Annotated in this window: 29 protein-coding genes, 2 tRNA genes and 1 pseudogene; 27 read left to right on the top strand and 5 right to left on the bottom strand. The window is 48.6% G+C overall.

Annotated features, from left to right (window positions below):
* A pseudogene (locus JUF13_RS13380) lies at positions 1–796 on the top strand (hypothetical protein); the annotation flags it as partial.
* Positions 797–851: 55 nt separating this feature from the next.
* Positions 852–1,430 carry a hypothetical protein gene (locus JUF13_RS13385; protein ID WP_203640088.1) on the top strand — a complete coding sequence of 193 codons (579 nt, stop codon included), beginning with the start codon at positions 852–854 and terminating at the stop codon, positions 1,428–1,430.
* Positions 1,431–1,682: 252 nt separating this feature from the next.
* Here the strand turns inward: JUF13_RS13385 and JUF13_RS13390 are convergent, their stop codons facing one another.
* A complete protein-coding gene (locus tag JUF13_RS13390; protein ID WP_203640089.1) occupies positions 1,683–1,940 on the bottom strand; it encodes a hypothetical protein in 258 nt (85 codons plus the stop codon).
* 203 nt (positions 1,941–2,143) lie between these two features.
* On the opposite strand from JUF13_RS13390, the gene JUF13_RS13395 reads away from it, so the two are divergent.
* The gene (locus tag JUF13_RS13395; protein WP_125765622.1) at positions 2,144–2,848 is read left to right on the top strand and encodes an MIP/aquaporin family protein; all 705 of its coding nucleotides are present in this window, start codon (positions 2,144–2,146) and stop codon (positions 2,846–2,848) included.
* A 107-nt stretch (positions 2,849–2,955) separates the two neighbouring features.
* Here JUF13_RS13395 and JUF13_RS13400 read toward each other — a convergent pair whose 3' ends face one another.
* Complete coding sequence (locus JUF13_RS13400; RefSeq protein ID WP_203640090.1) at positions 2,956–4,023, bottom strand: helix-turn-helix domain-containing protein; 1,068 nt, start codon at positions 4,021–4,023, stop codon at positions 2,956–2,958.
* A gap of 297 nt (positions 4,024–4,320) precedes the next feature.
* On the opposite strand from JUF13_RS13400, the gene JUF13_RS13405 reads away from it, so the two are divergent.
* The 22 genes from JUF13_RS13405 to JUF13_RS13510 all read left to right on the top strand — a co-directional run bounded on the left by JUF13_RS13405 (position 4,321) and on the right by JUF13_RS13510 (position 21,275).
* On the top strand, positions 4,321–4,614 hold the full coding sequence (locus tag JUF13_RS13405) for a BMC domain-containing protein (protein ID WP_203640091.1): 294 nt from the start codon (positions 4,321–4,323) through the stop codon (positions 4,612–4,614).
* Positions 4,615–4,633: 19 nt separating this feature from the next.
* Entirely contained in the window at positions 4,634–5,461 is an 828-nt protein-coding gene (gene pduB, locus JUF13_RS13410; protein WP_125766235.1) for a propanediol utilization microcompartment protein PduB, read from the top strand.
* Positions 5,462–5,479: 18 nt separating this feature from the next.
* Positions 5,480–7,156: a propanediol/glycerol family dehydratase large subunit gene (locus tag JUF13_RS13415; protein WP_125766234.1), complete on the top strand. Its 1,677-nt coding sequence runs from the start codon at positions 5,480–5,482 to the stop codon at positions 7,154–7,156.
* A 23-nt stretch (positions 7,157–7,179) separates the two neighbouring features.
* Positions 7,180–7,860 (top strand): propanediol/glycerol family dehydratase medium subunit, encoded by a 681-nt coding sequence (locus tag JUF13_RS13420; protein ID WP_203640092.1) that lies wholly within the window; start codon positions 7,180–7,182, stop codon positions 7,858–7,860.
* 26 nt (positions 7,861–7,886) lie between these two features.
* Entirely contained in the window at positions 7,887–8,408 is a 522-nt protein-coding gene (locus tag JUF13_RS13425; protein WP_125766232.1) for a diol dehydratase small subunit, read from the top strand.
* Between the two features lie 20 nt (positions 8,409–8,428).
* Positions 8,429–10,261, top strand: a complete 1,833-nt coding sequence (locus tag JUF13_RS13430) for a diol dehydratase reactivase subunit alpha (protein WP_203640093.1) — start codon at positions 8,429–8,431, stop codon at positions 10,259–10,261.
* Between the two features lie 2 nt (positions 10,262–10,263).
* Positions 10,264–10,623 (top strand): glycerol dehydratase reactivase beta/small subunit family protein, encoded by a 360-nt coding sequence (locus tag JUF13_RS13435; RefSeq protein ID WP_203640094.1) that lies wholly within the window; start codon positions 10,264–10,266, stop codon positions 10,621–10,623.
* A gap of 14 nt (positions 10,624–10,637) precedes the next feature.
* On the top strand, positions 10,638–11,180 hold the full coding sequence (locus JUF13_RS13440) for a BMC domain-containing protein (protein WP_203640095.1): 543 nt from the start codon (positions 10,638–10,640) through the stop codon (positions 11,178–11,180).
* Between the two features lie 48 nt (positions 11,181–11,228).
* Positions 11,229–11,504: a BMC domain-containing protein gene (locus JUF13_RS13445; protein WP_125766228.1), complete on the top strand. Its 276-nt coding sequence runs from the start codon at positions 11,229–11,231 to the stop codon at positions 11,502–11,504.
* 30 nt (positions 11,505–11,534) lie between these two features.
* Positions 11,535–12,188: a phosphate propanoyltransferase gene (locus JUF13_RS13450; RefSeq protein WP_203640107.1), complete on the top strand. Its 654-nt coding sequence runs from the start codon at positions 11,535–11,537 to the stop codon at positions 12,186–12,188.
* Between the two features lie 22 nt (positions 12,189–12,210).
* Complete coding sequence (pduM, locus tag JUF13_RS13455) at positions 12,211–12,714, top strand: PduM family microcompartment protein (RefSeq protein ID WP_203640096.1); 504 nt, start codon at positions 12,211–12,213, stop codon at positions 12,712–12,714.
* Entirely contained in the window at positions 12,696–12,965 is a 270-nt protein-coding gene (locus JUF13_RS13460; RefSeq protein WP_125766226.1) for a EutN/CcmL family microcompartment protein, read from the top strand. The genes pduM and JUF13_RS13460 overlap by 19 nt, the downstream gene beginning before the upstream one ends.
* A gap of 18 nt (positions 12,966–12,983) precedes the next feature.
* Positions 12,984–13,565, top strand: a complete 582-nt coding sequence (locus JUF13_RS13465; protein ID WP_203640097.1) for a cob(I)yrinic acid a,c-diamide adenosyltransferase — start codon at positions 12,984–12,986, stop codon at positions 13,563–13,565.
* A 1-nt stretch (position 13,566) separates the two neighbouring features.
* A complete protein-coding gene (locus tag JUF13_RS13470) occupies positions 13,567–14,037 on the top strand; it encodes a GlcG/HbpS family heme-binding protein (RefSeq protein WP_203640098.1) in 471 nt (156 codons plus the stop codon).
* A gap of 7 nt (positions 14,038–14,044) precedes the next feature.
* The gene (locus JUF13_RS13475; RefSeq protein ID WP_203640099.1) at positions 14,045–15,493 is read left to right on the top strand and encodes an aldehyde dehydrogenase family protein; all 1,449 of its coding nucleotides are present in this window, start codon (positions 14,045–14,047) and stop codon (positions 15,491–15,493) included.
* A 3-nt stretch (positions 15,494–15,496) separates the two neighbouring features.
* Positions 15,497–16,618 carry a 1-propanol dehydrogenase PduQ gene (locus tag JUF13_RS13480; RefSeq protein WP_203640100.1) on the top strand — a complete coding sequence of 374 codons (1,122 nt, stop codon included), beginning with the start codon at positions 15,497–15,499 and terminating at the stop codon, positions 16,616–16,618.
* A 30-nt stretch (positions 16,619–16,648) separates the two neighbouring features.
* A complete protein-coding gene (locus tag JUF13_RS13485; protein ID WP_203640101.1) occupies positions 16,649–17,830 on the top strand; it encodes an acetate/propionate family kinase in 1,182 nt (393 codons plus the stop codon).
* Between the two features lie 15 nt (positions 17,831–17,845).
* Positions 17,846–18,190: a BMC domain-containing protein gene (locus tag JUF13_RS13490; protein WP_125766220.1), complete on the top strand. Its 345-nt coding sequence runs from the start codon at positions 17,846–17,848 to the stop codon at positions 18,188–18,190.
* Between the two features lie 14 nt (positions 18,191–18,204).
* Entirely contained in the window at positions 18,205–19,002 is a 798-nt protein-coding gene (locus JUF13_RS13495) for a tyrosine-protein phosphatase (protein ID WP_203640102.1), read from the top strand.
* A 90-nt stretch (positions 19,003–19,092) separates the two neighbouring features.
* On the top strand, positions 19,093–19,914 hold the full coding sequence (locus JUF13_RS13500) for an NAD(P)H-dependent oxidoreductase (RefSeq protein ID WP_203640103.1): 822 nt from the start codon (positions 19,093–19,095) through the stop codon (positions 19,912–19,914).
* 29 nt (positions 19,915–19,943) lie between these two features.
* Complete coding sequence (gene eutJ / locus JUF13_RS13505) at positions 19,944–20,786, top strand: ethanolamine utilization protein EutJ (protein WP_203640104.1); 843 nt, start codon at positions 19,944–19,946, stop codon at positions 20,784–20,786.
* A 33-nt stretch (positions 20,787–20,819) separates the two neighbouring features.
* Positions 20,820–21,275: a EutP/PduV family microcompartment system protein gene (locus tag JUF13_RS13510; RefSeq protein ID WP_203640105.1), complete on the top strand. Its 456-nt coding sequence runs from the start codon at positions 20,820–20,822 to the stop codon at positions 21,273–21,275.
* A gap of 131 nt (positions 21,276–21,406) precedes the next feature.
* Here the strand turns inward: JUF13_RS13510 and JUF13_RS13515 are convergent.
* Positions 21,407–21,479 (bottom strand) — tRNA-Glu (locus tag JUF13_RS13515).
* Positions 21,480–21,660: 181 nt separating this feature from the next.
* Between JUF13_RS13515 and JUF13_RS13520 the strand changes: the two genes are divergently transcribed.
* A tRNA-Gln gene (locus tag JUF13_RS13520) sits at positions 21,661–21,732 on the top strand.
* Positions 21,733–22,059: 327 nt separating this feature from the next.
* Here JUF13_RS13520 and JUF13_RS13525 read toward each other — a convergent pair.
* Together JUF13_RS13525 and JUF13_RS13530 are read right to left on the bottom strand one after the other, a co-directional pair.
* Positions 22,060–23,217 (bottom strand): site-specific integrase, encoded by a 1,158-nt coding sequence (locus tag JUF13_RS13525; RefSeq protein WP_203640106.1) that lies wholly within the window; start codon positions 23,215–23,217, stop codon positions 22,060–22,062.
* A 57-nt stretch (positions 23,218–23,274) separates the two neighbouring features.
* Positions 23,275–23,871 (bottom strand): helix-turn-helix domain-containing protein, encoded by a 597-nt coding sequence (locus JUF13_RS13530; protein WP_223876643.1) that lies wholly within the window; start codon positions 23,869–23,871, stop codon positions 23,275–23,277.
* 176 nt (positions 23,872–24,047) lie between these two features.
* Here JUF13_RS13530 and JUF13_RS13535 point away from each other — a divergent pair, with 176 nt between their 5' ends.
* Positions 24,048–24,227 (top strand): helix-turn-helix domain-containing protein, encoded by a 180-nt coding sequence (locus JUF13_RS13535; protein ID WP_125766214.1) that lies wholly within the window; start codon positions 24,048–24,050, stop codon positions 24,225–24,227.
* The last annotated feature ends 370 nt before the right edge of the window (positions 24,228–24,597 follow it).

The following is a 24,597-nucleotide window of genomic DNA, read 5'->3' on the forward strand; positions in this document are numbered from 1 at the left end:
CACAGGTCTTCAAGAACATGCATCCGGTTATGCTTACGCCTTACTGTCCTGTGTTGCACTTGATTTGACAATTGGGGTCATGAATAAATTAATGAAAACGGGGCTGCTAGCTGCCCTGAGTATTGTGTTAGTTGCCCCAAGTTTGACGACGCCAGCCAGCGCGAAGAGCAAGGTCAAGGTGTTGTCGACCAGTAAGGTTGCCCACAAGACCTATCACGGAAGCATGGGGAACATTTACAGCAGTGCCAAATTAACACACCGCAAGTACAAGATGAGCAAGTACCGCTACACCACCTGGACCGCCACCAAGAAGGCCGTCATCAAGAACCACGGTAAGAAGGGGACGCTGGCCTACATTAAGTCTGGCAGCAAGTCTGGTTGGATCTACAAGAAGTACCTGCGTTCTGGGAAGGCACCGTTTAACAAGCAAAAGCGGCTGAATAATACCTATACGGCTTACTTGGCTGCACTGATGCATGCTAGTTCTGATAGTCAAGCTAAGCCTTACAGCAGAAGTTATGAAGATTTAGCTGGTTCAATTAAAGACAATTGGGAGTCCAATTCATTTAAATCACGTGCTGATGACGTGAAAGCTGCTACTAAAGATAAAGATTCCTTAATGGATGTATATGGCGTATTTAAGAATCGTTTCTCCGGATCTCAGCGGTCAAACTTAGACGCTATGGCTAAGCAGTTAGATAATTTGGAACCCATTACTGATAACCTTGATGAGGTTAACTCAACTATGGAAACTTTTTCTCAAGCTTTGAGCACGGCCGTTGGTGACTTGAACTAGTATCGTTGTCATCTTCTAGGATTAGTTTGGCCACATGTAAAGGAGCAAAAACAAAATGAAATTAATGAAACTCGTCAGTGCAGTGATGGTCGCCACGACCCTGGGCGCCGCAGTCGTGGTTGCCACACCAGGCGTGACGGCTGACGCCACGGCTAAGAAGTCATTGAAGGCGTTCCCTAAGTCGTTACGGCGTACTTGGTACCACTATGAAAAGAACGATAATGGGAAGTTCACGTACAGTAAGCTGACCTTTACCGCTAAGAACTTAACCATGAAATGGGCAGGGTGGGGAACCACGAAGGCAAGCACTGATAAATACGTGCTCCACCAATACAACCCTGCTAAGAAATTGCCAAAGGGTAAAGATAGCTGGATTTTTGCCTATAAGGCCGGGAAGTCGACTAAAATGGGCGGCTGGAACACTACTAAGCGTGCCATGACGGCTAAGGATGCCCTTTCAAGCTACAAGGTCGTCACGGCTAAGGTGAATGGCAAGAAGGTTAAGGTGCTTCATGATAAGCATTTGTCTTCGTTACCCGTTGATATCCCGTACTACTACACCAGTAAGCAACTGGCTAAGCAAACGAACCCTAAAGGCTACAACTATGGCAACGCATACGGCGCACAGAAGTAAGTCGTAAGGCCATTGCCACTTTCACCTCCAGAGGAAGTGGCAATGGGGGCTGTTGGCTTGTGAGCTGATGGTGAATGGGGATGGTCCCCGACTGCAGTCTTTCTACACAAAAGTTCCCTTAAGTCGGGGGATAACCCTTATGGAACGCTAAATCTAGAAGGTTTAGTTTGGGCTCCTAATAAAAAGCACCTGACTGTTCGTCCCATTTTAGGGGGCAAACACTCAGATGCTTTTTGTATTAGTGCTCTTAAATTAAGAAGCCACAGAAGCCGAGCTGGCCATCACAGTAAAGTGGGTGACGACAAATTGTTTACGTTGGTTCAGATGCCCATAAAGAGCAACCCGTGCCCCGGACGTGGCCTGGTACAGGAAATTCAGCCCGTGCTGGTGAATCAAGCAGTTGTGAACGTTACCGGCCTCGTCGGCAACCTTAGCAAAGATGAGTAGGGGACTGAGCTTGAGGACTTTCGGGTCAGCCAGTATTTTTCCGTTGAATGCGCGTTGTTCCATGATCATCACCTCAAATAGCATTATACGAACAAACGTTCGATAATGCAAGCAGAAATTTTCGTCGCTGGTTGTGGCTAAGAAATAGCAAATTTTAGCCGCGTTCACTTGTTCAAAGGTGAACAGCATAAAATTCTACCGCTCGCCTTTGCTAAGATAGGATTGCCAGTAAAAATGGTAATACTTAGAAAAGGTGGGTGTCAATTTTGAATGGATTTATCGGTGAGTTTTTTGGGACCATGGTTTTAATCCTGCTCGGAGCCGGCACGGGTGCTGGGTTGAACCTGAATAAGTCCTATGCTAAGGGATCAAGTTGGCTGTTTGTCTGCACTTCCTGGGGATTGGCCGTGACGATGGGGGTCTATGTGGCCGGCGCATTGGGGTCAGATGGACATTTGAATCCAGCCGTCACGATTCCATTTGCCCTGTTTGGCCTCTTTCCCTGGTCACATGTTTTGCCTTACTTAGCCGGTCAATTTCTCGGTGCCTTTGTGGGTGCGGCAATCGTTATCCTGCAATTTGCCCCCCACTTCAAAGCCAGCAAGGGTGAAGCAGAAGGCAACACGGTTGGAATCTTTGCAACGCGGCCAGCGATTAAATCGCCATTCTATAATTTTATTTCTGAAACGGTTGCGACCTTTGGGTTTGTCTTTGTTCTGCTGAACTTAGGGAACTTTACCCAAGGGCTGAAACCCTTTATCGTTGGGACGTTGATTCTGGTTATTGGGACTGGTCTCGGGACGACCACGGGCTTCGCGATTAACCCAGCCCGTGACTGGGGTCCACGGCTGGCGTACACGATTTTACCAGTGCCAAATGGTGGTAGTGGTGAATGGTGGTATGCCTGGGTACCAATGTGTGGCCCACTGCTGGGTGGCACGATTGCGGCAGCCATTAAGGTTGCTCTTTGATGTAATTAGGTTAGACAGACAGAAAACTATCCATCGGCAGTTACTTACCGGTGGATAGTTTTTAATTTGGCTAAATTACGGATTAAGCGGCTGAACCCGAACATAATTTACGAGACGCGACTCGTATAGATCCATTGAATCACCGCGTTATTGGCACTGACAATATCGCTGGATGCCTGCGTGGGTTGCTGGCAGTTAACCGTGTAGAGCCAGCCCCGCGACCCCGAATCCGTTAAGGACCCAATTTGGTTGACATAAGGAAAGCCGTTTGTGGTCTGCATGGAGAAGTCACAGTTTAATTGCTTAAAGTAGCGGCGTGAAATATCAAAGATGGTGTCTTGATCGTTCCAAGTTAAGTCACGGGGAATGGTCAAGACTTTTTGCACGGCGGCGTGACTTCGACGGTAGGCCAGGGGGGACATGCCTGTTGCGCGTTTAAAGACTTTGGAGAAATAACTATTCTGGGCACAACCGACTTGTCTGGAAATGACGCTGACTTTATTGTTGGTGAGCATTAAGTATTTGCAAGCGATGGCGACCCGTTGGTAGTTGACATAGTCGATGAAATTCACGTGAAGGTACCGCTTAAAAATCCGACTGAGATAGGATGGCGAGAGGAAAACGTTCTGTGAGACTGATTCCAGGGAAATCGGATTACGAATATTGCTTTGCACGTAGGCCAGAATGTCATCAATGCTCGAGGTCTTCTTGATGGTCAGGGGATGCGTGCAATTGGTGGCCGGCTGTTGATCAATCCGATTGAGGGTTGGTTTGAACAACAGAGCAAATTTTCTCATCTGAGAGACGCTATGGGCACTGAGTGGGTTGAGAATCTTTATGTGGGTATGCAGTAACTTTCCTAAAGTATCGTTGGAGATGCTCTCTATGTAAGTCTTGGCCAGGTGGGCACGTTCTTGGGAGACCCCGGTCGCGTCACAGATGACAAAACCGATGATATTGTCGGCAGCAATTACCGGAAACAGGAGGGTGATTGCCGAATCCTTCAAGATGAGATTGTGTTCAACCTCACTTATCCCGTGATAAACGTGACCATCTTTTAATAGCGTATCGCTGAAGTCATAAAAGGAGGTCCTTATTTGACTGATTTTTGAAAATAATTGAATTGAATCAGATAGTCCAGAGTAATTGATAGTGACGGGAGTACTAGTAGGCATAGCAATCTTCCTTCCGAAGGTATCCAAGTTTTGAAAATGACATTAGTGGAATCTTATCTATGGGTAATTTTAAACGCGTTATCAAGAAAATGCAAGAAGGCGCTTACAATTTTGTTTCATTCTTGTCTTTTTGGAAAAAACTTACCTTTTATCAGTGAATTATTGCATACTTTGTGAATTTGTTCATTAAGATAATGACGGTCGACTTCTCTATAATGAAGGTGTTTTAAGAATAACAGGCGGCTTCAAACCGAATTGAAGCGGCTTGATTCTATACTTTATGGGAGGTCTCACCTTATGGAACAAGAAGCATTAGGAATGATTGAAACCCAAGGGTTAGTCGCTTCAATCGAAGCAGCCGATGCGATGGTTAAAGCTGCCAATGTATCCTTGGTTGGCCAAGAAAAGATTGGTCACGGGTTAGTCACGGTAATGGTTCGTGGAGATGTTGGTGCGGTTAAGGCATCTGTTGACGCAGGTGTTTCAGCAGCCGAAAACATTGGCGAAGTTGTTTCCAACTACGTCATTCCACGTCCACACACGGATGTTGAGAAGCTGTTACCTAAGCAAGCAACTGACGCAGCCAAATAAGGATTAGTGGTTGATAAAGATGGCAGAAAATAATGAAGTGATTCAGAAAGTTGTTCAAGAACTTTTGAAGCGCGGTATCAATATCGATCCTAAGGAAGCAATGAGTTCGTTGGGAGGAAAGAAAATGGAAACCAAGGACCTTTTGAACTCAACGAGTGTCGTTCCTGAGTTTGTCGGGACCCGAGAAATCGGGGACACCATTGGGATGGTGATTCCAAGTGTTGATCCATTATTACTTGATCAATTACATGTATCCAAGAAGTACCCCGTTTTGGGGATTCTGAGTGCCCGTTCTGGTGCGGGCCCTCACATCATGGCAATTGATGAAGCGGTTAAGCAAACGAATACCGAAGTTATTGACGTTGAATTACCCCGGGATACCAAGGGTGGCGCTGGCCATGGTTCCTTGATCATTGTCGGTGGTAATGACCCATCGGATGCCCGTCAGGCAATCAACGTGGCGTTGGATAATTTGAGCCGGACGTTCGGGGATGTTTATAATTCCGCTGCCGGACATTTGGAATTCCAATTCACTGCCCGGGCTTCAGGTGCCTGCAACTTTGCCTTCGGTGCGCCTGAAGGTAAGGCTTACGGCCTGATTTGTGGGGCGCCTGCCGGAATTGGTGTTGTGATGGCCGATACAGCTGTCAAAACAGCTTCCGTCAACGTGTTATCATTCGCGTCACCAGGTCACGGAACGAGCTTCTCAAACGAAGGGATGGTTCACATTAGTGGTGAATCAGGTGCCGTTCGTCAAGCTGTCATGGCCGGACGTGAAGTTGGTTTGAAATTATTAGCCGAATTAGGCGATAAGCCAGTCAATGATTTTCCATCATACATTAAGTAGTTGGGAGGATGATTTTAATTGAAGCGGCAAAAACGATTTGAAAAGCTTGAGAAGCGTCCAGTACATTTGGACGGATTTGTTAAAGAATGGGACGATGAAGGTCTGGTTGCGATGCACAGCAAGAACGACCCAGATCCAAGTCTCAAAGTTGAAAACGGTGTCATTACCGAACTCGATGGTAAGAAGCGTGAAGACTTTGACTTAATTGACCAGTACATCGCTGAATATGGGATTAACATTGCCAATGCTGAAAAGGCTAACGCAATGTCCTCACAATCCATTGCGAAGATGCTGATTGACCCCAACGTTTCTCGTTCCGAAGTTGCCAAGGTCACGACGGCATTGACGCCAGCCAAAGCTTCCGATGTTATCAATCAATTGAACTTCGCTGAAATGATCATGGCGGTTCAAAAAATGCGTCCACGGCGGACACCATTTACCCAAGCACATATTACGAACACGTTGGATAACCCAGCAGAAATTGCGGCCGATGGTGCCGAAGCTGCTTTGCGTGGCTTCCCTGAACTTGAAACGACCACGGCGGTTGCTCGTTACGCCCCATTAAATGCGATTTCATTGATGGTCGGGGCTCAAGCTGGTCGTCCCGGGGTTATCACCCAATGCTCCGTTGAAGAAGCGGTTGAACTGGGATTAGGGATGCGTGGTTTCACGGCCTATGCTGAAACGATTTCCGTTTACGGGACCGACAAAGTCTTCACTGATGGTGACGATACGCCTTGGTCCAAAGGCTTCTTGGCTTCCTGCTATGCTTCACGTGGCCTGAAGATGCGGTTCAGTTCCGGTTCTGGTTCTGAAGTGCTGATGGGCTACACCGAAGGGAAATCCATGCTCTACCTTGAATCTCGTTGCATTTACATCACGAAGGCTTCTGGTGTTCAAGGCCTGCAAAACGGGAGTGTTAGTTGTATCGGGGTTCCTAGTGCGGTTCCAAGTGGTTTGCGTGAAGTCTTAGGTGAAAACCTGATGTGCATGATGATGGATCTGGAATGTGCTTCCAGTAACGACCAAACGTTCTCACACTCTGATATTCGTCGGACTGAACGGATGTTAGGTCAATTCATCGCCGGGACTGACTACATTTCTTCTGGTTATGCCGGTGAAGAAAACTCTGACAACACCTTCGCAGGTTCCAACATGGATGTCTTGGATTACGATGACTACGAATCCATGGAACGTGACTTAGCGGTTGACGGTGGGATTTTGCCAATCACTGAAGATCAAGCTATCAAGATTCGTCAAAAGGCTGCCAAAGCGGTTCAAGCGGTCTTCGATGGTTTAGGATTACCAGAAATCACTGATGAAGAAGTTGAAGCTGCCACCTATGGGAGCACGTCAGACGATATGCCAAAGCGTGACATGACCCAGGATATCAAGGCAGCGCAAGACCTGATGGATCGTGGCGTCACGGTTTCCGACATCATCAAGGCGTTGGATGACCATGGCATTGACGATACGGCCCAAGCCGTCTTCAAGTTGGCTCAGCAAAAGATCTGTGGGGACTACCTGCAAACCTCTGCCATCTTCGACAAGGATTGGAACTGTGTTTCTGCGATCAACGATAACAACGATTACATGGGTCCAGGAACTGGCTACCGTGTTTGGGAAAACAAGGACCAGTGGCAGAAGATCAAGGATATTCCTTGGGCCTTGGATCCTCAAAAAGTTGACTTCTAGTATCAGGTAAGGAGGTAAGTTCAGTGAGTCAGGAAATTGATGAAACTTTACTCAAGAGCATCGTGCGCGATGTTCTTGGAGAAATGAAGAGCGCTGATACCCCAATTTCATTTAAGGGCGGAGAAGTTGCAACGGACGGCCCCAGTCAAGAAAGCAGTGTCGATTGGTTCAAGCCAATGGGCGTTGCGAAGCCAGGACGTTCTAAGAATGAAGTCGTCATTGCCGTTGGACCTGCATTTGCAACGGTCATGACCCAAACTATCATCAAGCAATCACACAAGGATGTCTTGCGGCAACTGATTGCCGGAATTGAAGAAGAAGGCTTAAAGGCCCGGGTCATGAAGGTTTACCGGACCTCAGACGTTTCCTTTATCTCAGCCGAAGCCGACAAGCTTTCCGGTTCCGGAATCGCCATTGCGGTGCAATCCAAAGGGACGACCATTATTCACCAAAAGGACCAAGATCCGCTGAATAACTTGGAATTGTTCCCACAAGCACCTGTGCTGACGCTGGATACGTTCCGGGCAATCGGGAAGAACGCGGCTCAGTATGCCAAAGGTATGTCCCCAAGCCCAGTCCCAACGGTTAATGATCAAATGGCTCGGCCGCGTTACCAAGCACTGGCAGCTTTGATGCACATTAAAGAAACGAAGCAGGTTGTGGTTGGTAAACCAGCTGAAGAAATTGATGTGAACTTTAATTAACAAGTACGTGATTGGAGGCAGTATTGATGAGTAGTGAAGTAGACGATTTAGTTGCCAAAATTATGAAAGAGTTAAACGGCAACGGTGGGACAGCGACTAAGGCACCAGCTCAAGACACGACTAGTGCTGATCCTGATTTGACGGCCAAGGACTTCCCATTGTTCAAGAAGCACCCAGACTTAGTTAAGTCACCATCTGGCAAGGAATTGAAAGCGATTACGTTCCAAGACATCGTGGATGGCAAGGTTGATTCGAAAGAATTACGGATTGCCCCATCAACGTTAAGAATGCAAGGGAAAATCGCTGCCGAAGCCGGTCGTTCACAGATTCAAAACAACTTCCAGCGAGCAGCTGAATTGACCGGTGTGCCAGATGACCGGTTGCTTGAAATGTACGGGGCTCTGCGGCCATACCGGTCTTCCAAGCAGGACCTGTTAGACATTGCCGATGAACTGGCAGACAAGTACCATGCACCCATTTGCTCCAACTGGTTCAAGGAAGCCGCAACCAACTACGAAAAGCACAATAAGCTGAAGGGTGACAATTAGACAAAGGTAGGGGTTTTAGCATGACACGTGTGATTGGTGTAGACATTGGTAATTCCTCGACTGAAGTTGCTTTAGCGGATGTGTCAACAGATGGCAAGGTGAACTTTCTTGGTTCTGGAATTGCGCCAACAACGGGAATTAAGGGAACGAAGAAGAATCTGATTGGGGTTAAGGATGCGATTCATCGCGTGATTGCGACCACGAAGACGGACTTAAAGGATGTTGATTTGATTCGCATCAACGAAGCCACACCAGTGATTGGCGATGTTGCCATGGAAACCATTACGGAAACGGTGATTACCGAATCAACGATGATTGGGCATAACCCGGGAACTCCTGGTGGTGTGGGAACTGGTTCTGGTTACACGGTTGATTTACTACATTTGCGAGAGCAGACGGATAAACAGCGTTCTTATATCGTGATCGTGTCAAAAGAGATGGACTTTGCGGATGTTGCCCAGCTGATCAATGCCTATACTGCTAACGGCTACCATATTACGGCGGCGATTCTTCAAAGCGATGATGGGGTCTTGGTTGATAATCGGTTAACAACGAAGTTACCGATCGTCGATGAAGTCGCTCGGATCGATAAGGTGCCACGTCATATGCTGGCCGCGGTTGAAGTTGCACCGCAAGGGCAAGTGATTTCGCAATTGTCCAACCCATACGGGATTGCTACGTTGTTTAATTTGAGCTCGGAAGAAACGAAGAACATCGTGCCGGTTTCGCGGGCACTGATTGGTAACCGGTCGGCTGTCGTGATCAAGACGCCTAAGGGTGATGTTAAGGCGCGGGTCATCCCAGCTGGGGCGATTACCATTGCCGGGAACAAGGGACACCAAAAAGTAAACGTGGCGACGGGTGCGCAAAGCATTATGGATAAGATCAACGTCTTTGATCAAATCGATGATATCACTGGTGAAGCCGGCACCAACGTGGGTGGGATGCTCGAAAAGGTTCGTCAAACCATGGCTGATTTAACTGGCAAGACGAACAAGGACATTGCCATTCAAGACTTGCTGGCGGTGAACACGTCCGTGCCCGTCAAGGTACGGGGCGGGTTAGCCGGTGAATTCTCAATGGAACAGGCGGTCGGGATTGCCGCGATGGTTAAATCAGATCATTTGCAAATGCAATTGATTGCTGACTTAATCAAGAAGGAACTCCGGATCCCCGTTGAAATTGGGGGCGCCGAAGCGGAGTCGGCCATTCTGGGGGCGTTAACGACGCCCGGAACGACCAAGCCGCTGGCCATCCTTGATTTGGGTGCCGGCTCGACCGATGCGTCCATTGTGAACAAACAGAATCAGAAGGTTGCCATTCATTTAGCCGGTGCCGGTGATATGGTCACGATGATCATCAACTCCGAGTTAGGGCTAGACAACATTTACCTGGCAGAAGATATCAAACGTTATCCGCTGGCCAAGGTTGAGAACCTCTTTCAACTGCGGCACGAGGATGGTTCGGTTCAGTTCTTCGAGGATCCATTGCCCGCAGAATTGTTTGCCCGGGTCGTGGTCTTGAAGCCCGAAGGTTATGAACCGATTCCGGGGAATTTAAGCATTGAAAAAATCAAGCTGATTCGGCAGACGGCTAAGAAGCGGGTGTTTGTCACCAATGCGCTCCGGGCCTTACGCCACGTCAGTCCAACGGGTAACATTCGCGATATCCCGTTTGTGGTTATCGTGGGTGGCTCAGCCCTTGACTTTGAAATTCCGGGATTGGTCACCGATGAGCTGTCGCACTATGACTTGGTTGCCGGACGGGGGAACATTCGGGGCATTGAAGGTCCCCGGAACGCCGTCGCAACAGGACTGATTCTCTCGTACGCTGATGAAAGTAGGCGACAATGACCATGGCTGAAGATCTAGATCGTCCAGCAATCGACATTGCCCTCCTACCAGAGGATGGCACCACCTTACCGGAACGGTTGCAGCCGTTGTTGTTGGGAATAGAAGAGGAACAGATTCCTTTTCTATTTCTAACGAGTTCTGATCAGACGTCGCCAGACCTGGTCACACGGGCTTATGATGCCGCGGTTGCCTCACGGTTGTCGGTAGGCATTGCCTACAGTCACGACCAGATCGTGGTTCATTACAAGAATCTGGCACCGGACGCCCCGCTCTTTACAGAGGATGTGACCACGGCCAAGGCCATCAGAATCATCGGTGCCAATGCTGCCCGGTTAGTGAAAGGCGTGCCATTTAAGCTGTAAGGTAGGTGAACAAAATGGAAGCAATTGGATACGTTGAGGTGATTGGACTCACCGATGCCATTATGGTGGCGGATCACATGTTAAAGGCCGCTTCGGTAGGCATTAAGAACATTGAGAACGCGACCGGTGGGTACATTACCGTTTCCGTGACGGGGGATGTCGCTGCGGTTGAAGCCGCGATTGACGCTGGAACGGCCGACAGTCGGGTGAATGTCGTTAGCACCACCGTCTTGGCCAACCCAGCCGAAGGTGTTCCTGAATTGGGGCAGACGGATGCGTTTAACAACGACTTGCCAGAAAGTGAGTCCGGAGACGCCGTTGCTCAGCCCAAGAAACCGGTAACGACGCAGAAGGTTGAGACGGCCCCGGCCGTTAAGAAGCCACAGGTCCCGGCCGTGCAAACGACCAAGGCTAAGGCAACACCAACGACCACAAAGCCAACGACCACCAAGCCGGCCACCAAGAAGCCGGTCAGTCGTCGCAAACCGAGTCGCAAGCCAACGACTAAGCGACCAGCAACCAACAAGTCGCAACCAAAGAACAAACCTGAAAGCTAACCTCGATGAGAGTTTGGCGCCAGGCAGCAAAATTAGGAGGAATGAATGATGAACAATGCACTTGGAATGATTGAAACTAGAGGCTTAGTTGCTTCGATTGAAGCAGCGGATGCCATGGTCAAAGCTGCCAATGTTTCCATGATTGGGCAAGAAAAGATCGGGAGTGGACTGGTCACGGTCATGGTTCGTGGTGACGTGGGTGCCGTTAAAGCCGCAGTGGATGCAGGTGTGCAAGCTGGGGGCAATGTCGGTGAAATCGTCAGTTCCTACGTCATTCCTCGTCCACATTCTGAAGTTGAAGGTATTTTACCAAGCGGTAAATAAGCTGAAGAGATTGGATGATAACTTATGGAATTGACTGAAGAAAACTTACGGACTTTAGTTCGCCAAATTGTGACTGAATGTGCCAGCGCAGTCGCCGATCCAAATGCGATTCCAATTGGCATTTCCAACCACCATATTCACTTAACTCAAGCGGACTTCGATAAATTATTTCCAGGACAAAAGATGGAAAAATTTAAGCAACTGAAGCAGCCCGGAGAATTTGCCTCGAAGCAAACGTGTGATGTGGTTGGCCCCAAGGGAACCTTGGCGCACGTGCGGGTCTTAGGCCCGTGCCGGTCGCATTCACAGGTTGAAATCGCAAATTCTGAAACCTTTAAGCTAGGTGTCCCGGCGCCCATTCGGCTGTCGGGTGATCTGGCGGGGACACCATCGGTTAAGCTACGCACAGCGGCTGGTGAGGTGACCGTTCAGGGTGTGATTGTGGCCAAACGCCACATTCACATGAGTTTAACGGATGCCCAACGGTTTGGTGTTAAGTTGGGGGATACCGTGACGGTTGAAATCAACTCAGCGGGTCGTCGAACCATTTACGATGATGTGATTGCCCGGCCACGGAAAGACTTTACGCTGGAAATGCATCTCGACACGGACGAAGCTAGTGCCGCGAACGTTCAGTCGACCACGGTTGCGCACATCATTCCGAAAGTTCAGTCAACATTTTAAGCATGAAAGTTGGTGACGGTGAATGGATCGGGTGATTGCCGAGGTACTTAAACGAATTCAAGAGCGCCAAACCAAAATGAAAGCGATTCCTTATGCGGAACAAGCGCCAGTTCCCAGCGAACGACTCCTGATTGATTTTGGTCAGGTCACGCTACAGGGCATGACGATTGACTTGCTGTTAAATTTGTACCAAGTTAACGAAGCGAATGCCTGGGTTGCCTGGTTGCTGAAGGGAATGAGTTACGATGTACACTTTACGTTTCAACTTAATCGCAATCTAATCAATTTTATCCCGCTCAAAATGCTGCGGGATTGGCCAGTTACCTTTGAGGTCGGATCCGCGCAGGTCATTAAGGCCTATTACCAGAGCAGCATTGGCCGGGCGGAGATTGCGGCGTTACCGGATCAAGCGATTCTGATCGTCTCGCCCAAGCAACGGTTGACGGTTGAGGCTGTGACTGCGATGGCCCAAAAGCACATCACGAAGCAGGTAAGGACTGATGAAGATTGTATATGGCAAAAGTAATTGGTAGCGTCGTTGCGACGCAAAAGGACGCCTCGCTGGTCGGCCGCAAGTTAATGATCGTCCAACCCATTAACGCGGACGGCAAGGCGATGCGCTCCGAGGAAGTTGCGGCCGATATGGTTGGTGCCGGGATCGGTGAGCGGGTCTTACTGGCTCGTGGTGCTGGTGCACGGCACGCGACGGTGAACAATGTGCCGAATGATGTGAACGACTGTTCAATCGTGGGCATCATCGACAGCGTGGATGTTTAACGGTGGGAGGTGATTGTCATGCCAATTTATACTAAAGGCGGCGACAAAGGGTTGACGAGTTTGTACGATGGGCAACGGGTTTCAAAAGATTCATTACAAGTTGAGGTCTACGGCACCTTTGATGAACTGAACGCGAACGTGAGCCTGGCCGACAAGTTCTGTCAGGTCCCCAAGAATGTCGAATGGCTGCAGTGGGTCGAGTATCATATGTTCTTTCTGCAAGGAGAGCTAGCCACCCAGCACGCAACCACCTTCCAGCAGAACAGCCGCATGATTACCGAGGAAGACATTCAGTTCTTGGAACACGTCATTGATGAATATACCGCCAGTCTACCAGCCGTCGACAGTTTCATTCTGCCGGGGTCAAGTACGGCCGGCGCCCAGTTACATGTTTGCCGGACGGTTTGTCGCCGAGCAGAGCGGTTGTTAGTTAAGTTCATGCAGACGCACTTTGTCCGACCGGAGATTGAAAAGTATGTCAATCGGTTATCAGACTTCTTCTACATCATTGCCCGCTCAGAGGATCACGAACATCAGCTGCGCGCTATTGAAGATCAAGTCATCAAACGCTACTGCCAAGCAGTGAAGGGAGATCAATAGGATGGATGCACAACAGCTAAATCAGATTGTGAAGGATGTCCTGTCTAAGCAGGATGCCGCCCAACCGTTTGAGCGCAAAAAGATGGAGCGCGTGATTGACGCGGCGGTTGCCAAAGCGGACGACCTGGGTGTTGGCGTCACCATTTGCTTAATGAATCAAGCACGGATCGTCCAAATGCTGTATCACATGCCGAATGGTAATCTAGTGGGTTCGCTGTTGGCGCCGAAGAAGGCGTGGTCGGCAATCGCCATGGAAGAGCCTACCAAAGACATTAGTCGTGATATTCAGCCGGGCGGCCCCCTGTATCAAATGGAAACGATGCTTGATGGCAAATTGGTGTCGTTTCCGGGTGGCATCCCAATTGTGATCGATGACAAGATCATTGGGGCAATCGGGGTCAGCGGTGGCCTGGTCGAGGAAGACCAAGCCATCTGTGAAGCGGCCATTCGGGAATTTTTAAAGGAAGTGTGACGAAGATATGCAGACCGATGAGTTAGAGACAAAAATCAGAGAGATTTTACACCAAGAATTAGCGAAGCAGGCGTCCACTGATGCCGAACCGTCACCACAGCTGGCCCAACCGGAGGGATTAGGCAACGGGATTTTTCAAACGGTCGATGCCGCGATTGCCGCCGCTAAGCAGACCCAAGTTGCCTATGCGGACAAGCCCTTAGCCTTCCGGAAAAAGGTCATTAAGGCGATTCAAGACGGTTTTGGTCCCCACCTGAAGGAAATTGCTCAGGCGATTTGGGATGAGACCGGCATGGGAACCGTTGAGGCGAAGGAAACCAAGCTGAAGGATGCGCTGTACAACACGCCTGGCGTTGAGATGCTGGATCCTGAGGTCCAAACGGGTGACGGCGGGATGACCATGTACGAGTACACGCCATTTGGCGTCATCGGGGTCGTGGGTCCAAGCACGAACCCTGGCGAAACGGTGATCAACAACTCGATCATGATGCTCTCCGGCGGGAATACCTTATTCTTCGGGGCCCACCCGGGTGCTAAGAACATTACGCGTTGGATGATCGAACATCTTAATAAGTATGTGGAAAAGGCAACGGGGATGAAGAACATGGTCGTTTCCCTGGACGTGCCTTCAATCGAGTCCGTCCAAGAAATGATGAAGCATCCAGACATTGCCATGCTCGCGGTTACCGGTGGCCCAGCGGTGGTCCATCAGGCGTTGATCAGCGGGAAAAAGGCGGTCGGTGCCGGTGCTGGGAATCCACCAGCCATCGTCGATGAAACGGCCAACCTGGATTTGGCTGCCCATGATGTGGTCACCTCGTGTGCCTTCGACAATAACATCTTGTGTACTGCTGAAAAGGAAGTTGTCGTGGAAGCCAGTGTCAAGGATGACTTGATCCAGAAGATGCAGACGGCCGGGGCCTTCTTAATCAAAGATGCCGACCAGATTGCCACGTTAACCAAGATGACGATCCAAGAGAACGGCACGCCAAGCCGGACCTACATTGGGAAGGATGCCACCGTGATTCTCGACGCGGCCAAGATTCCTTACACGGGTAAGCCGAAAGTGATTACCTTTGAAGCCAAGAAGGATCACCCCTTGGTTACGACCGAAATGTTAATGCCAATTTTGCCAGTTGTTTGCTGCCCAGACTTTAAAACCGCATTACAAACGGCGGTCGAAGTCGAAGGTGGCAACCACCACACGGCCTCAATTCATTCCGAGAACTTGCCACACATCAATCAGGCAGCTCACCGGATGAACACCTCGATCTTTGTGGCCAACGGTCCAACGTTTGCTGCAACCGGGGTTGGCGATAACGGCTACTACACGGGTGCCGCAGCCTTTACGATTGCGACGCCAACCGGTGAAGGGACCACAACGACCAAGACCTTTACGCGCCGTCGTCGGTTCACGAGCCCCGAAGGATTTTCACTGAGAAACTGGGAGGTTTAGACCATGGAAGAATTTCAAATTCCAACCAAGATTTTTTCCGGAACAGATAGCCTTGATTGGCTGAAACAGCTGTCTGGTAAAAGTATCTTAATGGTCTGCGATGCCTTTTTGCCAGGAACCCCCACGTTAAAGGGGATTCAACAGCGAATTAACCAGTCTAACCAAGTCAGCATCTTCTCAGACGTTAAGCCCGATCCACCGTTGAAAACGATTATGGCTGGGGTCGCCCAGTTTAATCAGGTCAAACCCGATGTGATGATTGGGATTGGCGGGGGCTCAGCGATTGATACCGGCAAGGCCATTCGCTTCTTCGGTGAAAAGATCAATCAGACGCAGCTCAAAGCGTTTATCGCCATTCCAACGACCAGCGGGACGGGGTCAGAAGTGACCAACATCGCAGTCGTTTCGGATACCGAGAACCACACGAAGGTGCCACTGAGTGAGCCTTATCTGACACCGGATGTGGCGTTGCTAGACCCCCAGTTGGTCATGACGGCGCCGAAAAGTGTCACCGCTTACTCCGGGCTGGATGTCTTGACCCACTCGCTGGAAGCCTTGGTTTCCAAGGGCGCTAACACGATTACGGATGCCTTTGCCGAGAAGGGCATTGACGTCATCACCCATGATCTGGTCGATTGTTATCAGCACGGGGACGATGTCGCCAAACGCCAGACGGTCCACGAGATTTCGTGTGCGGCCGGGATGGCCTTCACCAATGCGGGATTAGGCTTCTGTCACGCCATGGCCCATCAATTGGGTGCTAATTTCCATGTACCCCACGGTTTAGCCTGCGCTATGTTGCTGCCACACGTGGTGGCGTACAACGCGGCGCATTCCGAGCTCGCACTGCATAAATATGCCGAGGCCATTCGCAAGGCGGGGTTAGCCTCTCGTGGCTTGAGTGATCGGTTAGCGATTCAACGCTTGCTGTCACGCATCCGGCAGATGATGCTCCAGATGGATTGTCCCCAGACCTTGCGGGCATTTGGCGTCGATGCTAAGGACGCCGAAGCCAAGATGCAAGTGGTCGTGGATGATGCCAAATTAGACGCAACCTTTGTCGGGAACCCGGTTGTGCCAACTGATGAGGATTTAAAGGCGATTTACCGCAAAGTGATTCGGTAAGTCAGTTGATGATAGAAGGAAAGATGACGTATGCCAAAGATTTTATCCGTTAATGCGGGGAGCTCCTCGCTGAAATTTAAATTGTACGCCATGCCAGCAGAGACCGTTATTATGAGTGGCTTGGTTGATCGCATCGGCCATTCTGATGCCGTCTTCACTTATGATTATCAGGGAACGCACTACAAAAAGGCCCAAGCGGTTCAAAACCATACCGAGGCTGTCCAACTCGTCACGGATGCCCTGTTGGACAGTGGAGCGGTTCGCGATAAGCAAGAGATTGTTGGCATCGGCCATCGGGTGGCCCACGGTGGCCGTGAATACACGCAAACCACCAAGATCACGCCAGTTGTCCAACAAAAAATTGCGGATTTGGCAACGATTTCGCCACTGCATAATCCGGTTAATTTATTGGGGATTGAAGCGTTTGAGAAGCTGTTGCCAAGTGCCAGTGAAGTCGCGGTATTCGATACATCTTTCCACAGTACGATTCCGCCAAAGGCTTATATGTATGCGCTGCCATTTGAATATTATGCTAAGTATGGGATTCGGCGGTACGGCTTCCATGGACAGTCTCACCAGTACATCTATAGCGAGGTTAACCGGCGCTACGACCAAGACTTTTCGCGGAAAATCATTTCCTGTCACTTGGGCAACGGGGCCAGTGTTTGTGCCATTCGGGACGGCAAGTCGGTGAACACCTCGATGGGGTTCACGCCACTGGCTGGCCTGGTGATGGGCACCCGTTCCGGGGACGTGGATCCTAACGTTCTGCCATTTATCGCGGAGAAAGAGAACTTTAGCGCTGACGATATTCGCCAGCTGCTGAACCATCAATCGGGATTACTAGGGATTTCCGGTGTGTCCAATGATGTTCGGGATGTCTTACAGGCAGAGGCTGACGGCAACGACCGCGCTAAGTTGGCTTTACAGATCTACGTGCACCAGATTCAGTCCTACATTGCCGCCTATACGGCCGACCTGGGGGGCTTACAAACGTTGGTCTTTACGGCCGGTGTGGGCGAGCATTCCGCACCAATCCGTGAACGGGTCTGTGCCGCCTTTGGTTACCTGGGCGTCAAAATTGATGCCGAGGCGAACCGGGACAATGACCTGGACATTTCGGCCGCTGACAGTCGCGTCAAAGTTCTGGTCATTCCGACCAATGAGGAACTGGTGATTGCCCGGGAGACTGAGAAGGTTTTGGATAGTTAGGAGAAGGTGAACGGAATGGCTCGCGATATTGCACGTTCAATTCAAGAGTATGTGCCTGGTAAGCAGGTGACGTTGGCACATATTATTGCCAATCCCACGCCAGATATCTACGTGAAGCTGGGTATCCAGACGGATCGCAATGCGTTGGGAATCTTGACGATTACGCCCAGTGAAACGTCCATTATTGCCGGCGATATTGCCACTAAATCTAGCAATGTGGAACTGGGATTTATTGACCGGTTTAGTGGGTCGGTCGTCATCGTCGGTGAGGTCTCGGAAGTTGAGGCGGCGTTGCGGCAAGTGGTGACCACGCTGCGAGACTTACTGGGATTCGATGTCACCAATATTACGCGGACCTAGTGGTGTGGTGAGAAATGATGAAACGACAAGCATTACCGTTAGCGGGCGCAGTGAACGTCCGTGACTTGGGAGGCCTGGAAACGTTTGACCACCGGCGCGTTCGGACGCATCGGTTGCTGCGGGCGGATAGCCTAGCAAATTTAACAGTGGCTGATCAAGAGAAACTCGTGGCCTACGGCGTGACAACGGTGATTGACACGCGTTCCCAGGCGGAGTGGCGTCAGGCACCGGATAAGCTACCCGAATGGATTCAGCTGACACACATCCCGCTGTTTGATAACGATGAGACTGAGAGTGTTCAAACGATTCAACGACTCAATCAGTTCTATGCGAGTGACGCCCACAATGGGTACCGCAGAATGCTACGAGTCTATCGACGCTTGGTGCTGAATGCCCAGCCGCGGCAGGCCTACCGGCAGTTCTTTGACCTGTTGACGCAGGATAAGCCACAGACGGTGGTGTTTCACTGTACCGCCGGCAAGGATCGCACCGGCCTGTGTGCGCTACTCCTGTTAGGGGCGTTGGGCGTGCCCATTTCCCAGATCAAGCAAGATTATTTGCGCACCAATCAGTACTGTTTAGCTAGGGTCGTGCGGCGACTCATCGCGGCGCGTGACTATCAAATGAATGCCAATTTTCAGTCCTCAGTTATCGACCTATCGATAGCCTCACCCGATTATTTTGACCAGGCCTTAACCTTGATTACTGGTGAATTTGGGAGCATCAGTAATTACCTGGTCGACTTTGTGGGGGTATCTGCATCAGTCATTCGACGGTTACAGCAAACATACTTAACATCAGAATTGACTTAAAAAGATTCCCGATGACTAGGTATTTTGGCGCCTAGGTTGTTGAGAATTTTTTGTAGAGCCAGGCTTACTAGTGAAGGAGGCACGATTCTTTTGAAACGAATTGGGTTATTAGCAGGGAGTCTCCGGGCGGAATCCTATGCACGAAAAGTCGCCCGCAATTTAGGCTTGATGGGCCCCAATACCGTCATGGTTGAGCCGATTTCACTGGCACATCTGCCCCTGTGGCATGATCAGCTGAGCGGCCGGGAACAGGCGACTTGTCAGGCGTTCAAGGCACAGATCAAGCGCTTAGACGGCTTTTGCATCGTCACACCGGAAATTAACCGGGGAATACCCGGCTGTTTAAAAAATGCGTTAGATATCGCGTCAGTTTCTGATGACGGCAATTTGTGGCAGGGGAAACCCGCTTTAATTGCCTCGGTCTCGACCGGTAAGCTAGGGGGGATGAGTGCGAACCAGCAGCTGAAACAGTTAGCCTTGGTGCTGGGGATGCAAGTCATTCAGCCCTCAGAAATCTATCTTAGCGACGTGGAACAGTTATTTGCCAAGCATGACCTGCTAACGGATGCGCAGACAGTCACGTTTTTGAAGTTAGCGATGACACGGCTGGTTGCGGCGGTTCAAGGCGCTGAACCGGCGTTAACGTTTGACTTTGGTCCAGATGATGTTCAATTACAGCGGCAGGGGCAAACCATTGGTCAGGCAACCTTTGATTGGAGCACGGGCCTGCTAGTGATTACTGGGGTCACAATTGAGCCGGACTTTGCCCATCAGGGGCTGGCGGGTCAGTTGATGCTAAAATTAATTGTGATGGCGCGACTGTTTGAGCTGAGTATTGTGGCGGGATGCGGCTACTCGCAGGCGTTCTTCAAGCAGCACCCGGCAATTGCCCAACGGTTATGTCTACATTAGTGAAGCCACTTGAGGATGAGGTGTTCAGTATGATTGCGGAAAAACAAGATTTAGTCACGGCGGCGAACCAAAAACTTGGTCAGTTTGCGCAGGTCGTTAACGGCGATCAAGCGACACGGCCAGTGACGGACCAGGAAACGCTAAAGGTGGGCGTCGACTTAGGAACCTCGTCCATCGTGATGGTGGTTTTGGACCATGACAATAACGTGCTTTATGGAAATTTTGAATATGATCACGCGGTTCGTGATGGCTTAGTGGTTAATTTCATGGATTCCGTCCGGATTTTAATGCGGTTGAAACAACAGGCAGAAGAGATTCTGGGTGTGTCGTTGACGACCGCTAGTGGCGCCATTCCCCCTGGCACGGGTGAGGGTAGTGCCAAAATCGTGGCCAACGTGATTGAGTCGGCCGGGTTCACTTGCAGTGCGGTGGTCGATGAACCCACGGCAGCGGCCAAGTTTTTACGGTTGACCGATGGCACGGTCGTTGATATTGGTGGTGGCACCACGGGTATCAGTATTCTTAAGGATGATCAATTGACCTACGTGACGGATGAAGCGACGGGTGGGTCTCATATGACGATGGTCCTGGCGGGGCACAATCACTGGGATATGGCCCAAGCGGAGGCTTTTAAGCGCGATACCACGAAGGAACTGGAAGTCTTTGCGACCATTCGACCAGTTGTTGAGAAGATGGCGGCGATTACCCGTTCGGCGACGCAGGGTGAACCACAGGAGCCCGTCATCGTGGTTGGTGGGGCGATTAACTTTAAGGACTTCATTAAAACGTTCAGTCAGGCACTGGGAACGCCGGCAAGTAAGCCGGACTTCCCCCAGTTTGTGACCCCGATTGGCATTGCGATGTATGATTAGCGTTATGATGTGGTGAAGGGAGGTTGGTTTGCGATGAGAAAGGCCATGTTTGTCGGTGCCATCGGGTGTGGCAAGACCACCCTGATTCAGCGCCTGCATCACGAAAAGATTAGCTATGATAAAACGCAAGCGGTAGAGTTTCGGGGAGAGATTATCGATACCCCCGGCGAATTCGTTGAGCACCGCTACCTGTACCCGTCACTGATGACCATGTCGACGGGGGCCAAGCTGATTGTGGCGATTCAGAGCGGGCTTGATCAGCGGGCAGTCTTTCCACCGGCCTTTACCACCATGTTTCCGGTCCAAACGATTGGCGTCATCTCTAAGATCGACGTGGCAACGCCGCAGCAGGTCGACTATGCGCGAGGGCAGTTGAAAAATGCCGGCGTGCAGCAGATTTACCTGCTGTCGGCGGTCACGGGCGAGGGTGTCGCTGAATTTGAGCAGGAGCTGAATCGCTTAACGGTGAAAGATCCAGCTAAATTATAAGACAAAAAAGAACGGTTGAAGTTCCTTTGATTGGTCTAGTCCACGAACTTTTACCGATTTTTTGTGTTCAGAAAATTTGACCAAAGAAAAAGTCCACAAACGTTGTTAATACAACGTTTGTGGACAACTGATAGCCCGTACGGGGCTCGAACCCGTAGCTCCGCCTTGAGAGGGCGACGTCTTAAACCAGTTTGACCAACGGGCAATAATCCCTACTAGCAATATCTAATTTAACCTATTCGCTAAAAAATGTCAATCCTTCTTTGCATAAAATTACATTGAAGTGGGACTTCATGCAAAAATTCGCTTTTTTAGGTGAAACTGGTTGACACCAAAAGCGGAACAAGTTAAGATTAAATAGTTGTCCAGGCAACAGAAGTCTTATTGGGTATTCGCCAAATGGTAAGGCAGCGGACTCTGAATCCGTAAGTTACTGGTTCGAGCCCAGTATACCCAATTCCTACTTATCAGCCGTTGTCATAGGGTGTCAAAACCCTTATGACAGCGGCTTTTTCTATGCCTAGGTGTTTCATTGATTGTCATTCATTATCAATAAAAGTTAGCCAAATGGTAAGCCAAGTAAGCCACGCTTATTCCTGCTGTGATAGCCTTTTGAAGATTGGGTCGCGTAAAAAGGTAAGCTAGAAAATGACTAATCCGTTCTTTACCCTATACTAGTAAATGTTTGTTTTAACGTGGCACACGTGGAATTGCTGGCACATTGCCTTTATATCAACGACTATAGCGTGTACAAGGTGGCACAATTACTGGAACACGTGGCACACTAGAAATTAAGGTAACTAGCTAGTTTTTGAGTGGCTTCGTTCTTTTGTTTTGCAGTGACTGCCGTGTAAATATCTAAAGTCGTTCGATAGCTTGAATGTCCTAGCTGATCCTGAACCGATTTAACCGAAGCACCAGCTTCAAATGCCAAGGTGGCATAGGTATGCCGAAATGCATGGACGGTTACGTGCTTTAGATCATATTTAGTCAGGGTATGTTCAAGCCATTTGCGCGGCTTAGATGGCTGAAACATCTCGTTATTCTCATTGGCAAAAACATAATTGTTGCTGTGATTTACGTTAAAACCAAAACGGATAAGATATTTCTTCTGTTCCAATTGCCACCGTTGCAAAATTTGCACTGTTTTAGGGTCTATGAAGACAGTTCGATTACTTCTGGCAGTCTTGGGTGTCTGTACCAGTAAACGAGCCATATCGCCTCGAGACTGTGTTTTATTGACGCTTATGGTGTGATGAACAAAATCAATATCTGACCATTCCAAACACAACATTTCTGACTTTCGCATACCGCTAAATGCTGCCAAACGGAAGAACACACTAGCTTGTGGCGTATTATCGTCATCATTCAGACACTCAAAGAAGTGTTGCAATTCTGACTTATCAAAATAATTCTCTAAGTTTTTGCGTGAACGATCATTCTTATTTACCGGAACAATAACCCGTTTTGCAGGGTTCTCACTGATTAAGTCAATATTGATGGCATAATCAAGCACCTTGGCAACGTAGTTCATAAGCGTATGATACTTGGCTAATCCCTCGTTAAACCATTGGTTGATTGCTTTCTGACAATCTTTAATGGTTATTTGAGCTATGCGGTACTCGCCAAACACGGGCAAAATGTGTAGGCGAAACATTCGTTTGGTAGTTGCCCAAGTGCTTTCTTTAACGGTATGCTGGTATTGTGTAAACCAGAGTTGATAGATGTCACTAAAAACAGAATTATCATTCTTTGTGGGAAGTCCATGGTTGTAAACATCAAGCTCAAGTCTTGATAATACAATCTGGGCTTCTTTTTTTGTCTTGAATCCACGACGACGGGTAGTTTTTTTCTTACCAGTTAGTGGATCAGTGCCTAAATATATTTGAAATTGATAACGGGTATTCCCGTCCTTGTCCTGATACTTCTTGATTGCTGCCATATATAATTTCCTCCATAACGTACCGTGCGGGGGCAGTGTTATGTAAGAAAACAATTATTAAAAGTATATGTGCAAAAAATGGGACTCGCTGGTATTTGAATAATTAAAAGAGAAAGTACCTTGTGTTGAAAATTCAGAATTAATAAACGCGTTGAAGTCGCAAAATATATCATTATTTTTATCAAAAGAGCTCATTTCGTAATGACAGTTAATAATCAATTCATTTAATATGCTTCTCAAAGTTCGCTGCTGATTTCCCAAAATCAAACCGCCGATTGCTAAATTTGGATCTTTTTCCACTGATATTATTATTTTGTTCAGATTTTGGTTTTTTATATTCTGAAAAAAATCTATTTTAAACGTGGAATTGGTAATCAGATCAAAATTGATTGGAACAATATAGGAAAAGACTATGCTGCTTATCTCGTTACGAACCTTCTTTTTTTCAGAAGTTGGGGGAAGAATGGAATAGTTAGTAACGGCAGGCGCTAATAAAGTGGAGACAGGACACTCTATAGAATTAGCGATTAGTTTTAGTGTGGAAAGTCTGGTATTATCAGGAATTTCATCGTTTTTTATGAGCCTGGCAATTGTAGCTTTAGATAATTGTGTATCATTTTGCAAATCCGTAAATGACATATGAAGTTCAAGCATGCGTGACCTTATGGGGTTCAATTTGAATGCCTTCTTTCAGTTTTTTATAAGAAACCTATCTGAATAAATGGTATCACATACTTGACTTCAAATGAACAACTATGTATCATAAGTTTAGTTAAAGAAACCAAATATAGTTTTTAGTTTCTTTAATAAAACCGTAGGAGGTGGCAAAGATGAATAACGAAAAAAATCAGTGGCTAACTTATCATCAAGTAATGGAAGAACTAAATATTGGCAGCATGAATACAGTCTACAAGATGATTAATGACGGATTAAAGGTAACTAGCATTGGTAGACTAAAGCGTATTGAACGTAAAGAGCTGGATAAGTATTTAGCTTCAAAAACAATTTAAATTGCACCGTGCGGGGGCAGAATAAACTTAAGGAGGTGATCCTATGAACTTAGTCAGTTTACTGTTGGTCGGTTTTCTTGCCAGTTATTTTCTTGGCATTGCTACAGCGTTAGTTGGCATGAAGAAAGCGTAGGGATACGAGGTAAGAAAAATGGGAGAGCATACAAAAAAGACCTACTTAACTTTGGCGAGTAGTAGGTCAGATAATCAGGAATGTATGTTTCCCCTTAATTCTAACATGAATAAGGAGAATGGAAAATGACAAATGAAGAATTATTGAAGCAATCTGAAACCCCCAATTGTCAAATCAAGTGCAACACAGGACAGTAAGGCGTAAGCATAACCGGATGCATGTTCTTGAAGACCTGTG

The organism is Levilactobacillus wangkuiensis (assembly GCF_016861605.1).
Taxonomy (GTDB): Bacteria; Bacillota; Bacilli; order Lactobacillales; family Lactobacillaceae; genus Levilactobacillus; species Levilactobacillus wangkuiensis.